12 protein-coding genes are annotated in these 13,820 nt (G+C 46.0%); 11 read left to right on the top strand and 1 reads right to left on the bottom strand.

Translation table 11 applies throughout. The features are described 5' to 3' along the window. Nucleotides 1-7: 7 nt before the first annotated feature. The 5 genes from WF803_RS02475 to WF803_RS02455 all read left to right on the top strand — a co-directional run bounded on the left by WF803_RS02475 (nucleotide 8) and on the right by WF803_RS02455 (nucleotide 5,000). Nucleotides 8-913, top strand: coding sequence for a PTS mannose/fructose/sorbose/N-acetylgalactosamine transporter subunit IIC (locus WF803_RS02475; RefSeq protein ID WP_489611542.1), 906 nt, complete (start codon nucleotides 8-10; stop codon nucleotides 911-913). Then, a complete protein-coding gene (locus tag WF803_RS02470) occupies nucleotides 900-1,706 on the top strand; it encodes a PTS system mannose/fructose/sorbose family transporter subunit IID (protein ID WP_489611541.1) in 807 nt (268 codons plus the stop codon). The genes WF803_RS02475 and WF803_RS02470 overlap by 14 nt, the downstream gene beginning before the upstream one ends. A 19-nt stretch (nucleotides 1,707-1,725) precedes the next feature. After that, on the top strand, nucleotides 1,726-2,112 hold the full coding sequence (locus tag WF803_RS02465) for a PTS sugar transporter subunit IIA (protein WP_489611540.1): 387 nt from the start codon (nucleotides 1,726-1,728) through the stop codon (nucleotides 2,110-2,112). 440 nt (nucleotides 2,113-2,552) lie between these two features. Next, the gene (locus tag WF803_RS02460) at nucleotides 2,553-3,821 is read left to right on the top strand and encodes an MFS transporter (RefSeq protein WP_489611879.1); all 1,269 of its coding nucleotides are present in this window, start codon (nucleotides 2,553-2,555) and stop codon (nucleotides 3,819-3,821) included. A gap of 126 nt (nucleotides 3,822-3,947) precedes the next feature. Continuing rightward, on the top strand, nucleotides 3,948-5,000 hold the full coding sequence (locus tag WF803_RS02455) for a M42 family metallopeptidase (RefSeq protein WP_489611539.1): 1,053 nt from the start codon (nucleotides 3,948-3,950) through the stop codon (nucleotides 4,998-5,000). A gap of 49 nt (nucleotides 5,001-5,049) precedes the next feature. On the opposite strand, the gene WF803_RS02450 is transcribed toward WF803_RS02455, so the two are convergent. After that, the gene (locus WF803_RS02450) at nucleotides 5,050-5,898 is read right to left on the bottom strand and encodes a Cof-type HAD-IIB family hydrolase (RefSeq protein WP_489611538.1); all 849 of its coding nucleotides are present in this window, start codon (nucleotides 5,896-5,898) and stop codon (nucleotides 5,050-5,052) included. A gap of 108 nt (nucleotides 5,899-6,006) precedes the next feature. Between WF803_RS02450 and WF803_RS02445 the strand changes: the two genes are divergently transcribed. From WF803_RS02445 to nusG, 6 genes are all read left to right on the top strand, one after another. Continuing rightward, the gene (locus WF803_RS02445; RefSeq protein WP_489611537.1) at nucleotides 6,007-8,469 is read left to right on the top strand and encodes a heavy metal translocating P-type ATPase; all 2,463 of its coding nucleotides are present in this window, start codon (nucleotides 6,007-6,009) and stop codon (nucleotides 8,467-8,469) included. Nucleotides 8,470-8,779: 310 nt separating this feature from the next. After that, nucleotides 8,780-10,786: a transketolase gene (gene tkt, locus WF803_RS02440; RefSeq protein WP_489611536.1), complete on the top strand. Its 2,007-nt coding sequence runs from the start codon at nucleotides 8,780-8,782 to the stop codon at nucleotides 10,784-10,786. Nucleotides 10,787-10,891: 105 nt separating this feature from the next. Then, on the top strand, nucleotides 10,892-12,322 hold the full coding sequence (locus WF803_RS02435) for an ISLre2 family transposase (protein ID WP_489610821.1): 1,431 nt from the start codon (nucleotides 10,892-10,894) through the stop codon (nucleotides 12,320-12,322). Between the two features lie 364 nt (nucleotides 12,323-12,686). Further along, on the top strand, nucleotides 12,687-12,839 hold the full coding sequence (rpmG, locus tag WF803_RS02430; RefSeq protein ID WP_489611535.1) for a 50S ribosomal protein L33: 153 nt from the start codon (nucleotides 12,687-12,689) through the stop codon (nucleotides 12,837-12,839). Between the two features lie 17 nt (nucleotides 12,840-12,856). Further along, nucleotides 12,857-13,030 carry a preprotein translocase subunit SecE gene (secE, locus tag WF803_RS02425; RefSeq protein ID WP_489611534.1) on the top strand — a complete coding sequence of 58 codons (174 nt, stop codon included), beginning with the start codon at nucleotides 12,857-12,859 and terminating at the stop codon, nucleotides 13,028-13,030. 86 nt (nucleotides 13,031-13,116) lie between these two features. After that, nucleotides 13,117-13,656 carry a transcription termination/antitermination protein NusG gene (gene nusG / locus WF803_RS02420; RefSeq protein ID WP_489611878.1) on the top strand — a complete coding sequence of 180 codons (540 nt, stop codon included), beginning with the start codon at nucleotides 13,117-13,119 and terminating at the stop codon, nucleotides 13,654-13,656. The last annotated feature ends 164 nt before the right edge of the window (nucleotides 13,657-13,820 follow it).

Here is a 13,820-nt window from a genome sequence, read left to right as displayed (position 1 = left end):
AATAAGCATGCAAATTCAATGGTGGCAAATTCTTATTTTAACGTTATATGCTGGTTATCAGATTCTAGATGAGTTACAAATCTATTCCAGTGCCAGTAATCCTGTCTTTGCTGGTTTCCTTACCGGCTTAGTGATGGGCGACTTGCCCACGGGCTTATTTATTGGTGGTTCCCTGCAACTCACTGTCCTTGGCGTAGGGACCTTCGGTGGCGCCTCTAAAATTGACGCCAACTCAGGAACGATTCTGGCCACTGCCTTTGCTATTGCTTTAGGGATGGACCCCAAACAAGCCCTAGCAACGATCGGGGTGCCTGTAGCGGCTCTCATGATTCAAACCGATATTTTAGCTCGCTTTGCGAATACTTTCTTTGCCCACCGTATTGATAAATTAGTGGATGAGCATGATTACAAAGGCATTGAGCGTAACTTCCTCTACGGGGCCTTGCCTTGGGCTTTATCAAGGATGATTCCCGTGGGCTTGGCTTTAGCCTTGGGGGGCGGTTTTGTCGCCCGAATTGTGGAAGTATTGAATGGGCCACTCGCTTGGCTCGGTTCCGGCTTACAAGTGGCGGGAGCCGTCCTGCCAGCAGTTGGTTTCGCAATTCTTTTGCGTAACATGCCGGTTAAAAAACATTTCCCTTACTTAGTCATTGGTTTTGTCCTCACAGCTTTGATGACGCTCGTCTTCAATAATATTCAATTACTCGGCACAACTGTTGGAGAAGTGGTGAAAGACTTCGACGCTAACTTTAATGGCTTGCCCATGCTGGCTGTCGCCTTGGTGGGCTTTGGCTTAGCGGCGATTAGCTACCAGCAAAGTCAGCAGGTGCCACAAGGTAACACCAATACGAAGCCAGCGAATAAGGGACAAGTTTCAGCCAGTGAAGGAGAGATTACTGATGACGAACTCTAAGACAAAACTCACCAAAAAAGATTTCAATCAGATTAACCGCCGAAACTTATTTGCCTACCAATTGGGCTGGAACTACGAGCGGATGCAAGGCTCAGGTTACCTCTATACGATTTTGCCGCAGTTGCGGAAAATTTACGGGGATAATACGCCTGAATTACACCAAATGATGAAAGCTCATACCCAATTCTTTAACACCTCAAACTTTTTCAATACTATTGTCACTGGTATTGACCTGGCCATTGAGGAAAAGGAAGGGGTCGCCGCTGAAGACACTATTCAAGGTTTAAAAACGGGTTTGATGGGGCCTTTCGCAGCGATTGGGGATTCCATTTTCGCCTCCACGATCCCAACCATTTTTGGAGCGATTGCGGCCTCGATGGCGATTGCTGGCAACCCCACCGGGATCTTCATCTGGATTATTGCCCAAATCGTCGTGATGTGGTTCCGCTGGCGGCAATTGGAATTTGCTTATGAGCAAGGGATTGAATTAGTGACCACGATGCAGCATCGTTTGAATGCTTTAACGGATGCTGCTTCCCAACTCGGGGTATTTATGGTGGGGGCTCTAGTTGCCACCATGGTGAATGTTAGTGTTGATTACGCCCCCAAAATTGGCGATGTGACCGTTGATATCCAAAATACTTTAGACATGATTTTGCCTAAATTACTACCGGCTGTCATCGTTTTTGGTATATACTGGTTACTCGGACGGAAAAATATGAATTCCACGCGAGCGATTTTTATCGTTATCGTCGTCTGTGTACTTCTTTCCGCCCTCGGTATTATTGCGTAATTCAAAAAGGAGGTTTTTCATGACTCAACATGCAGTATTATTGAGTCACGGGCATTTAGCAGAAGAATTGAAAAAAACAACCGAAATGATTATGGGGGATCAGCCCACTTTGCATGCTTTAGGCTTAAAGCCTGAGGAAGGTCCGGAAGAATTCCAAGCACGTTTAGAAGCGGAATTGGCAGGTCTTGATAACTTTGTTATTTTCGTGGATCTGCAAGGGGGAACACCCTGCAATGTGGCTAGTCGCCTACTACTTGATGGCCAGACTTTTCGTCTCTATGCCGGCATGAATCTTCCCTTAGTAATTGCCTTTATTAATGGGCAGTATACGTCAGGGGAAGCGACCGATCTGTTGGATCAAGCCAAGGCTGGCTTAGTAGACGTGACAGCTTTATTAGGAAAATAAGGAAGAGGGTGCCCGCGGAGCTGATAACGCGGGCATTTTTTTATTTGGGAGAAAATGGGCTAATTTGTTGTCAACGATATCAAAATATGCTATAACAATATTTAGATATAATATAACGTTTACAACAAGTGTTCTTTATGGTAATCGAGTAAATTTTTAAAATAACCGACTTTAAAGAAAAAAGCTTCTTTGATTGATAATTTTAATTCTCTACCCAGAGAGGAAGGAGAGGGTAAGAGCAATACTTCTAATTTCAGGTCAACTACTTGACTAAGAAGATGGAGATGACTAGAAAGTGCCATTATCTTTTAGGTAAAAATAGATATTTTGCCCTCTTAGTGTAGGAGAAAAGCAAGCCAGTCATTTTATGCGTCTTGGTCGACAAGCAGACTAGTCTTACTATCATCAAAGAAAAATGGGGATAGAACAATGAAAAAAATATTAGGTACTTTAAAAATCGTACGGTCCTCAGTTTAACACTTTCACAGGCTTTCGTTATCTTAGGGGTGAGTATATATAATATCGTCTTGCTAGTCTATGCCCGTAGCTTTGAGCAAAGGGAACTTTTTGTATCAATTGTATCGATTGCAACAATGCTGCCAGGGATGATTGGTTATATCTTAGGACGTTTAGCTGATAAAACTGCTGATAAAGCCCGCTGGAAAATGCTAAGCAATGTTTTTCAAGGCTTACTTTACCTATTATTAACGGTGGTTATTGATGAGCATTATGTGGGCGTTTTTTATCTGGTTGTTTTAATCAATATTGTATCCGATTGCATTGGTTTATACTCGAGTAGTCTCTCGGATCCTATCATTCAAAATCGCGTTCCTAAGACACTTCACCGGCAAACACTAGGGTTCATGCAGAGTGTTTCTTTGTTACTGCAGCCTTTAGGCCAATCTTTGGGGCTGGTCATTTTGAATGTTTTTCATTCCTACCGTCTTGCTGGCCTAATTAATGCACTAACTTTCTTTATGTCCGCTGCTTGTCTCTTTGTTTTTCGCAAGCATGTGGCTTTCTCCACTGCCCATAGGCGGGAAGAAAAAAGCCAAGATCTTAAAAAGGAAGGGGAGAAAAATATTTTCAAACTGGTGGGGAAGATTACAGAAACGGCTGCTGGCTTAAATGCATTTTACTATGTGAGTATCTTAGGGATCATTAATTTGATTCTCTCAGGGGAGACGACTCTCGTTAACTTGTTCTTTATGGATGCCGAAAAGAGATACGCAATTGGTTTTGGCACCCTCATTTTCATTGTCACCACTGTTTATATGATCGGTATGGTGCTGGGGGGTATGCTGCAAACTGAGTTTACCGCACGTCTTTCCTTACGCTTCTATTTGGTGTTGGTCACCTCTTGTACTTTGCTCAATTTCTTCAACTTATGGTTATGGGGCAATTTATGGCTTGTTTATTTGACCATGTTTATTGGGGCGTTTGGGACTGGTCAAATTAATCCTAAATTTAGCTCGCAAGTGATGGCGATCGCTGATCCTGATATTTTAGGAACGGTTTCTGCCCTCATTAGTTCTGTCGTGACCTTCGTGAGTCCAATTGGTGGTGTTTTTTTGGTTATCCTCTATAACTCCTATTCTCCTGAGGTCGCTTATACTGTGGGGATAGCGTTTTTGTTCTTGGCTCTCGGTTTAATTTTCTGGACGAAAATTCAAGAACACAGCAAAAAGAAAGGCCTTAAAGCCCTGTAGTCCAAGAGTGAAGCCCTTTAACCAATAAGCTTGACAGGGAGCTGCTGCCTTGAGGTAGAATAGGGGTAGCTTAATAATATTTTGGAGGGTTTCAGGCAGCGCTTGAAACAAAAAGGAGGATTTGGAATGAGTTTTGATCAGGCAGCGCGTGAGCGTTTGGAAAGGGTAGCAGAATTAACTAAAATTCCTAGCCCCACTGGCTTTACTTATGACATTATGGCCCATATCGGTCAGAAGTTGGAAAAATGGGGTATTCATTACGACATTACGCCCAAAGGTGGCCTGCTCGTTCACCAAAAGGGTAAAAATGATGATGAGCATCGCTTTGTGACTGCCCATACTGATACCTTAGGGGCGATGGTGAGGGCGATTAAGCCCGACGGCCGCTTGAAATTGAATTTAATTGGGGGCTTCCGCTTTAACGCCATTGAAGGAGAATATTGCACGATTCATTGCGCTGAAAATGGCAAGGAATTTACGGGGACCATTTTGATGCACCAAACGAGTGTCCACGTTTACCGAGATGCGGGGACCGCCGAACGCAACGGCGATAATATGGAAGTGCGGATTGATGAGGAAGTTTGGGATCCTGAAGATGTGCGCGAATTGGGTATTAACGTTGGCGACTTTGTGAGCTTTGATCCGCGGACGGAAATCACGCCGACAGGCTTCATTAAATCTCGTCACTTGGATGATAAGGTCAGTGTCGCCCTACTGCTTGAAGCCTTGGAAAAAATTAAAAATGGGGACTTAGAGCTTGCCCACACGACCCACTTCTATATTTCCAATAATGAGGAAATTGGCTATGGGGGGAACTCCAACATCGCCGATAAGGTGTCAGAATACCTCGCTGTCGATATGGGCGCAATTGGGGATGACCAGCAAACGGATGAATACACCGTGTCCATCTGTGTGAAAGACGCGTCTGGCCCTTACCACTTCAAACTGCGCCAGCAATTTGTCAAGCTTTGCGAAGAGCATGACATTCCTTATCAATTGGATATCTATCCTTACTACATGAGTGATGCTAGCGGCGCCATGTTAGCCGGGGCGGATGTGCGCCACGGTTTGATTGGGGCGGGGATTGATTCCAGCCACGCCTACGAGCGGACGAATTACCAATCGGTCAATGCAACGGCAGCTTTAGTCTTCAATTACTTGGAAACGCCAATGCACTAAAAAACTACCAGCCACTAAAGGTTTCTGAACCTTTAGTGGCTGGCTTTTTTTATAGGTATTTTTGAATAATTTGGGCTACTCCGTGTTCATCATTCTTAGGGGCGGTATACTGAGCTACCGCTTGGACCTCGGCTGGGGCATTGGCCATAGCGAAACTATAGGGGAAGCGCTCAAGCATGCTGATATCATTGTAGGAGTCACCGAAGACGAGTACTTCGTCTGGTTTGATGTCCCTATTTTCTAAGTAGCGCTGTAGGGCGCTGCCTTTGCTGGCTTTCTTTTGCGTGATTTCAATATTATGTGCGCCAGAAGAACTGAACTGCAAATGCTCATAACCGCCAAATTGCTCGAGAAAGGCTTTTTGCTGCTGGGCAGTTTTTGGGAAGAGGATCATTTTAGATACTTCCTCGCAAGGTGCGAGTTCCTCAATAGGCTTTAAGTAGCCGAGGCTTAGAATATCGCTGTCGGAAGCGGGTTGCTTAAGCTGGGCGCGTCTAATTTCCTGAGCCTGCCGTTCTAAACTTGCCAGCGTCCATTGGCGATAGCGTTCTAGGGCTGGGGTGTAGTAGGCATCCTGGTAGATGACGGCATAGGCGAGGTGGCGGTTCTCTAGCCATTCCATCATGGGCAAGATATCCTCATAGGGGAAGGTCAGCATCTGGCTGGCGGTTCCATTGGCGCGGGTGGTTTGGGCGCCATTTAAATTAATCATGGGGAACTCTAGGCCATAAAAACCGAAAAAGGCCCGTGCCGAGGAAAAACTACGCCCGGTGGTCGGCAGAATATGAAGGCCTCGCTCTAAGGCCGCTTGCAAGGTCTCGGCTGTTTCATGGGCTAGGACCCGCTCACTGGTAATGAGGGTGCCATCAATATCACTCGCAATACATTTGATCGTCAAAGTTATCGCCCCTTTCTGTTCTTTATCATAGCAAAATTCTGGGTGAAATGATATCTGTTGACATTTGTAGACGTAAGGCTTACACTAAAATTGAAAGGAGTGGGGACTATGAAGAAGACGATTGCGGTGAAAGGTTTAAATTGCGCTTCTTGTGCACAAACGGTAGAAAAAACCGTGCAAAAAATGGCGGGTGTCAACACTGCGGCGGTCAATTTTGCGACGGAGAAATTAACCGTCACTTTTGACACAAAGGAAGTTTCCTTAGCAGAAATAGCTAAGGCGGTGCACGACGCTGGCTATGAACTGGACCTACCTGAGGAGGGTGCGACGACGGAAGCTCAATTTATCCTCAAAGGCATGTCCTGTGCCTCCTGTGCCCAAAGGATTGAAGAAGCCACCAATGACCTGGCTGGGGTAGCGAGAGCGAGCGTTAATTTTAACCAGGAAACCATGCTTGTGACCTATCATCCCGCTGAGGTGACAACGAGGGATATTGAAGCAGTGGTGAAGGAGGCCGGCTATGAGGCGGATGTGAAAACCGCCCAAGCGCGCGCCCAGCAGGAAACAGACAAAGCGAAAGACGAACAAGCCCTCTGGTACCGCTTTGTCGGGTCAGCAATTTGTGCTGTACCCCTCTTCTATATTGCCATGGCGGACATGTTCCACTTGCCTTTGCCTGCTTTCCTTGATCCGATGGGAGCACCGGTCGCCTTTGCTGGCGTGCAATTGCTGTTGGTACTGCCGATTTTATGGCTGAACCGCTCTTTCTTCACGAAGGGTTTTAAGACCCTCTTTAACGGGCATCCCAATATGGATTCCCTAGTCGCTTTGGGGACGAGTGCTGCTTTTCTCTATAGTGCCGTTAACACGGTGCGAATTTTCCAAGGGCAGCCTGAGCAAGCCATGAATCTCTATTATGAATCGGCGGGGATTGTTTTGACTTTGATCACTTTGGGGCGTTACTTCGAAAATCGGTCCAAGGGGAAAACCTCCCAAGCGATCAAAGCGCTGATGGATCTTGCTCCCGAAACGGCCCGGCTGATGGACCAAGGTGAAGAAAAAGAAATTCCCGTTGCCGATGTTCAAGTGGGCGACACCTTAGTCGTGCGGCCGGGCGAAAAAATTCCGGTAGACGGCCAAGTGATCCAAGGGGAGAGTGCTGTCGATGAATCCATGCTCACGGGGGAAAGCATGCCCGTCAAAAAAGCTCCTGGCGATGAAGTGACGGGGGCCAGTTTGAATACGACTGGGCATTTAACCTTTGAAGCCACTCGCGTGGGTGAAGATTCCACCTTGGCGCAAATTGTCCAAATGGTAGAAGAAGCCCAAGGGGAAAAGGCACCGATTGCCCGGATTGCAGACCGTGTCTCCGCTATTTTTGTCCCCACGGTGATCGCCTTGGCCTTACTGGCAGGCTTAGCTTGGTGGATTTTTAGCCAGGAAAACTTTGCCTTTGCCCTAATGATCACCGTGTCGGTCCTCGTGATCGCTTGCCCCTGCGCTTTAGGCCTTGCAACCCCAACGGCGATTATGGTCGGCACGGGTAAAGGGGCAGAGCATGGGATCTTAATCAAATCGGGTCCTGCCTTGGAACAAACCGGTCATTTGGATACGGTAGTGTTTGATAAAACGGGGACAATTACTGCTGGCCAACCTAAAGTGACCGATATTGTTACTTTGAAGAAACAAACTGCAGACGACTTACTGCAAATTGCCGCTAGTGCCGAACAAGGCTCCGAGCACCCGCTTGCCCAAGCGCTTTTGGACGCTGCCGAAGATAAAGAGCTGACCTTGAGTGTATTGAAGCATTTCGAAGCGCTCACGGGTCGGGGCTTAAAAGCTGATTTAGCTGGCAAGACGGTTTACATTGGTAATGCCAGCTTGCTGGAAGAATTAAAACTTGCTAAAGATGAGGCCGGCATCGGAGAACGCTTAGCCAAGGCAGGCAAGACGATTATGTATATCGTCCAAGATGAGGAATTGTTGGGAGTCATTGCCGTGGCAGATACGATTAAGGAAAGCAGTCCGGAAGCGATCGCCCGCCTTGAGCAATTGGGCTTAAAAACTGTCATGTTAACTGGTGATAATGAAGCCACCGCCCAAGCGATTGCTCGGGAAGTGGGGATTAGTGAAGTGATCAGCGATGTTTTACCGGAAGACAAGGCCGAAGCGATCAGTCGCCTGCAAGCTGAAGGGAAAAAAGTTGCCATGGTGGGCGACGGAATCAACGATGCGCCCGCTTTGGCGCAAGCGGATGTGGGCTTAGCCATTGGCAATGGGACGGACGTGGCCATTGAGTCAGCTGATGTCGTCTTGATGCAAAACACTCTGACAGCTGTCCCTACGGCGATTGAACTTAGCCGCGCCACGATCAAAAATATTAAGGAAAATCTATTCTGGGCCTTTGCCTATAATGTTTTGGGCATTCCAATCGCTATGGGACTCCTCCATCTCTTCGGCGGACCTCTATTAAATCCCATGGTTGCCGGCTTAGCCATGAGCCTAAGCTCGGTGTCCGTCTTACTCAATGCGCTCAGACTCCGAACCTTCAAACCCACCAAAGCAAAATAAAGGGTGCGAAGCTTGATAGCGGTCAAAAGCACTGGAAGCCTCTAGAGGTTCTGCTTTTAAGTCCGGTGCAGGCGAGCGGTTTAGATATCCACCTCATTTAAATGATGAAGCTAACTGTCGTTAGAAGGCTCATTTGCTTCCAGTGCTTCTAACCGCTTTTTCGCCTCTGCATCCCATTACACTTAGTGAGGGCAAACGGTGGCTCACTCACTGATTGACTATTGCATTATTTACTGACTTCCGTCATAATAAAGGCGTATTGTTTGGTAATAAGACGGCATTATTTTGAAAATATTTTGAGGTGATCATTTTGTTTGACGCTACGGATCAGTTGGGTGTGAATGCGCTTCGCATGCTGAGTATTAATGCGATTCAAAAGGCTAATTCTGGCCATCCAGGGTTACCTATGGGGTGTGCACCGATGGCTTATACGCTTTGGACGAAGCATCTGAAGGTGAACCCTAAAACAGCTGAGGCTTGGGCAGATCGGGATCGTTTTGTTCTTTCTGCGGGCCATGGTTCGGCGTTGCTTTATTCCCTATTGCATCTTTCTGGTTTTGATGTGACGATTGATGATTTGAAAGCTTTTCGTCAATATGAGAGCAAAACGCCTGGTCACCCGGAAGTTCATCACACCTCGGGGGTAGAGGCAACAACAGGCCCTTTAGGTCAGGGGCTAGCGATGGCAGTGGGGATGGCAATGGCGGAAGCGCATTTGGCAGCGACCTATAATAAAGAAGGCCACCAGGTCGTTGATCACTATACCTATGCTTTATGCGGGGATGGTGACTTGATGGAGGGTATTTCCCAAGAAGCTGCCTCCCTAGCTGGTCATTTGAAATTGGGCAAGTTAGTTGTCCTTTATGACTCTAACGATATTTCCCTCGATGGTCCAACTGATAAAGCCTTCACAGAAAATGTGCAGGCCCGCTTCCAGGCTTTGGGCTGGCAAACGCTTTTCGTCGAAGATGGTACCGATATGGAAGCTATCGACGAGGCCTTGAAGAATGCCAAAACAGAAGCTGAAAAACCTACCTTAATCGAAGTAAAAACTCAAATTGGTTACGGGGCACCGCAAGCCGGAACTTCTGCGGTGCATGGGGCACCCATTGGTGAAGAAGGTATTGCCCATGCCAGGAAAGTTTACAACTGGCAAGAAGAAGCTTTTGCTGTGCCAGCTGCAGTTTACAAGCGGTTTGAGGAAACCGTGCTAGCCCACGGCAAAGAAGCCGAAGCAGATTGGCAAGCAGACTTTGCCGCTTATGAAAAAGCCTATCCCAAACTGGCTAAGCGATTTGTAGCGGGCTTTAAAGGGGAATTACCAGAAAACTTGGCCGATGTCTTACCTACCTATGAGGAAGGAGATACCTTGGCCAGTCGGGCAGCTTCTTCTGAAATTATTCAAGCCCTCAGCAAAGCGATGCCACAACTCTGGGGCGGCTCTGCTGACTTGGCTTCCTCCAATAAAACCATGAGCGAGGAAGAAGAAGATTTCAGTAGCGAGAATTACGCAGGCCGAAACATTTGGTTTGGGGTTCGTGAATTTGCCATGGCGGCAGCAATGAATGGGATTGACCTCCACGGGGGGACACGTGTTTACGGTGGAACTTTCTTCGTTTTTGTGGACTACTTGCGGGCAGCCCTACGCCTTGCTGCCATTCAAGGAACCGGAGCTATTTATGTGCTGACTCACGATTCCATTGCCGTGGGTGAGGATGGGCCAACCCATGAACCGATTGAGCAATTAGCCAGTGTTCGCGCCATGCCTAATGTGAATGTTTTGCGACCCGCTGACGGGAATGAAACCGCGGCAGCCTGGCTCAAGGCCTTAGAGACGACTGATAAACCGACACTACTTGTCTTGAGTCGCCAAGGTTTGCCTACTCTGCCTAAGACGAAGGATTTGGCGCCGGACCATGTGGCTAAGGGAGCTTATATCATCTCCGAGGCTAAGGCAGAGACACCGAGTGCCTTGGTGATTGCTACGGGTTCAGAAGTCAAACTCGCTCTAGACGCGAAAGAACAATTAGGTGAAGCTGGGGAAGATGTGCAAATTGTTTCTATGCCAAGCTTTGAACTTTTCGAGGAACAAGATGACGACTACCAAGAGAAAGTTCTTCCCGGAGCGGTGACCAAGCGCTTAGCTGTTGAAATGGGCTCACCTTTCGGCTGGGAACGCTATGTTGGCCGCGAAGGGAAAATCCTTGGCATCGACACCTTTGGGGCCTCTGCACCAGGGAATGTCGTTCAGGAGAAATACGGCTTTACACCAGCTCATGTCGCCAAGGCCCTTGCTGATTTACTGGATCAAGAATAGAACAAGGAAGGAGGCCAGTTCGCTTGGCCTCTTTTTTGCTGTAACTTAGTGTAAAATTATGCTCGGTAAGACTTGAAAAATAAAAAAAGGACATCTATCTTTAAGTTGATCAAAAAAAAGAAAGAAGATGTCCTCATGAATGATATTATCACAGATATTCTAAAAAAGACGGAAAATTGCTCATCTTTAGGTGACTTTGAAGATATTGTTTATCCGATATTAAGCAATTTTTGCTGTGAATGTCTTGCAGCGGTTTTCACTCAACTTGATCAGCAATTAATTCAAAGATACCAAGCCGAAGGCTGGAAAATTGCTCGCTATGAACCACGCACACTATGTTTTATGTTTGGTGCCGTCACTTTTAGACGCTGTCGGATGAAAAAAGAAGGTCACTCTAGCTTTCTTCCCCTAGATTTGTGTTTAGGACTAGAAGCAAGAAGTCATCTTTCTTCTCAGGTCAAAGAAAAAATTGCCCAGCTTTGTACGAAGCAAACTTTTCGTGCGACTGCAGAAGCCTTCAATGCTTTAATGCCTTTTAGTATTTCGCATCAGACCGCACATCATATTGTTCAAGAAATTGGGCAAAAAATTTTAAGCTTTGAGAATAAAAAAGCAGAAGAGAAGGAACTGGCTTACTCTCAAAAACGATCCGTTCCTTTTCTGTACATTGAAGGGGATGGTGTGCTGATCACTAAGAAGAAGAAAAAAGGGAAAAGGACAAAACATCTTCAACTACACCGTGTGACCCTCTATGAAGGCGTCGATCGATCCACTTCGCGGCATCAACTTATTCAAGCTCATTATTTTTCTTCTGTTCAATCTAGTGCAGCCCTTCGAGAAAAAGTTAGCCGATTTCTTAAATCCTACTATGATTTACATCAAACGATTGTGATTTCTAATTCGGATGGTGGCAGTGGTTATACGGAGGAAGATTTTAACGAGATGATTGGGGTATGCCTTCGGCATGAACATTTCTGCGATAAATTTCATGTCATTCAAAAAATCAGAACGCGCCTATTTTTTGATCATAAAATACGTCAATTGGTCATTAAAAAAGTGAAGGCTTATGATTTCGAAGGAGTTCAAGTTACTTTGGAGACCTGTGAAAGTCGCTGGCACCATCATCAGGAGTTTTTGGCTGAAATTGAAGCTCTAAGAGCTTATCTTCAAAGGAATTGGTTACTCATTAAACCAGCAGAGCAGCGAGGCTTACCAAACCATTTTTCCGGTGGCGTTTGTGAAGCAGGCCATCGGCTTTATACTTATCGCATGAAAAAGCAAGGACGAAATTGGACCCGTCAAGGCGCAGCAGCAATGGCTGCCATTATCACCGCTCAATCTAATCATTGTTTTGAAGAAGCTGTTCGATCAGATATTGAAGCTAATACAAGCCCATTTATACCCGAATATCCAGGGATTGTTAGGGCAATACTATGTCACAGGCCGCAACAAAGTTCTTGTGGTGCCCATCAGGGCACGATTCCAAGTGAAGTGTCAAGCAGTATGGTCGGGAAATTATACCATACATTTTGTTAGCTGCTTCGCCAAAAGACACGGAGTGCGTGCTAAAGACCTGCGTTAGCAGTGTTAGCAGGCCGTCCGTATATCTGGCTCTCGGAGTGCCGATAGGGTGAGCGTAGCGAGGCCTATCCAACGACATAGAGCCAGAATAGGACGGTCAGGCGTAAGCTTCTATGAAGCGTAAGCCGGTGCCACTGCTTTTCAACGCAGCGTCCTTTAGCACAAAAACGAAGTGACTTTTGAATAATTAGATACGAGATAGAGTTCTTTATGATTGACCGAGCATTGCTTGACACTAACTTGCTGTAAAATTAAGTTGACAAAAACAGGACTTCTCGGTAAGATTAACCCGTAGGAAGACGAGTAAAGGAGTGGTGTTATGGCTAGTAAACACATTATTTTAGCATGTAGTATCTGTGGCTCTAGGAATTATACGATCAAGAGCAATCCAGCCAGCCGCACTGAACGCCTTGAAGTCAAAAAATTTTGCAAGCATTGTAAAAAACATACCTTACATAAGCAAACGAAGTAATTGAAGGAGGGTGAACGATGCGTTTTCTAAGTGAAGTTTGGCATGAGATGCGTCTTGTGAAGTGGCCATCAGGCAAAAAACTCATGAAAGACACGGGAACCGTCCTGTTTTTTATCTTTGCCGCAACAATTTTCCTTGGTCTCGTAGACGAATTAGTGACTATGTTATTCCAATGGTTCATTCGCCTCTAAGACAAGAAAAACGGTAATGTATGGATGAGCCTCCCTCAGAGGCTTTTTTATTGAAGATTAATATTAAGGAGGATATGAGCTTGACAATGGATGAAGCAAAGCAATGGTATGTCCTGCATACTTATTCAGGCTATGAAAATAAGGTCAAAGAAGATTTAGAAATGCGGATCACCTCTATGGGCATGCAGGATAATATTTTTCGCGTCGTTCTCCCTGAAAATGAACGGGTCGAGAAGACGAAAACGGGCAAGGAGAAAGTCGTTAAGGATAAAGTCTTCCCTGGCTATGTTTTCGTCGAAATGCTTATGAGTGACGAAGCTTGGTTTGTGGTGCGTAATACTCCGAACGTCACCGGCTTTTTAGGCTCGCACGGGCAAGGCTCCAAGCCCACGCCTTTATTAGATGATGAAGTCCATCGTTTGCTTCGCTCCCAAGGTGAAAAAGTGGAACGTGATATTAGCTTCGAAGTGGGTGAGCATATCCGCGTTATTGACGGGGCTTTTGATGGCTTGGAAGGCGAAATTACAGAAATTGAAGAAGATCAAGAAAAATTGAAAGTCGTCCTTGAGATGTTTGGCCGCGAAACGATTGCGGAAATTGAATTTGATCAGGTCGATAAAATTTAGAAGAGTACTGGAGTGCTCTTTTAGGAAGCTGGGTGACCAGCTTTTTTTATTTTTCTTAAGCAAAGAACAAAGAAAGTAGGAATAACTACTATTTACATATTGACAAGGCAAAAACACTCCGCTAAAATTAAATCGTAATGATTACGAATTAGGATTTAAAGGAG

Source organism: Aerococcus sp. BD502 (assembly GCF_057919555.1).
This window is presented reverse-complemented; position numbering and strand designations above follow the sequence as displayed.

Excerpts from the sequence above, each read along its gene's own strand:
- WF803_RS02470 (WP_489611541.1), top strand. The coding sequence starts at position 900 with ATGACGAACTCTAAGACAAAACTCACCAAAAAAGATTTCAATCAGATT.
- rpmG (WP_489611535.1), top strand. The coding sequence starts at position 12,687 with ATGGCTAGTAAACACATTATTTTAGCATGTAGTATCTGTGGCTCTAGG.
- secE (WP_489611534.1), top strand. The coding sequence starts at position 12,857 with ATGCGTTTTCTAAGTGAAGTTTGGCATGAGATGCGTCTTGTGAAGTGG.
- WF803_RS02445 (WP_489611537.1), top strand. The coding sequence starts at position 6,007 with ATGAAGAAGACGATTGCGGTGAAAGGTTTAAATTGCGCTTCTTGTGCA.
- WF803_RS02465 (WP_489611540.1), top strand. The coding sequence starts at position 1,726 with ATGACTCAACATGCAGTATTATTGAGTCACGGGCATTTAGCAGAAGAA.
- WF803_RS02455 (WP_489611539.1), top strand. The coding sequence starts at position 3,948 with ATGAGTTTTGATCAGGCAGCGCGTGAGCGTTTGGAAAGGGTAGCAGAA.
- WF803_RS02475 (WP_489611542.1), top strand. The coding sequence starts at position 8 with ATGCAAATTCAATGGTGGCAAATTCTTATTTTAACGTTATATGCTGGT.
- nusG (WP_489611878.1), top strand. The coding sequence starts at position 13,117 with ATGGATGAAGCAAAGCAATGGTATGTCCTGCATACTTATTCAGGCTAT.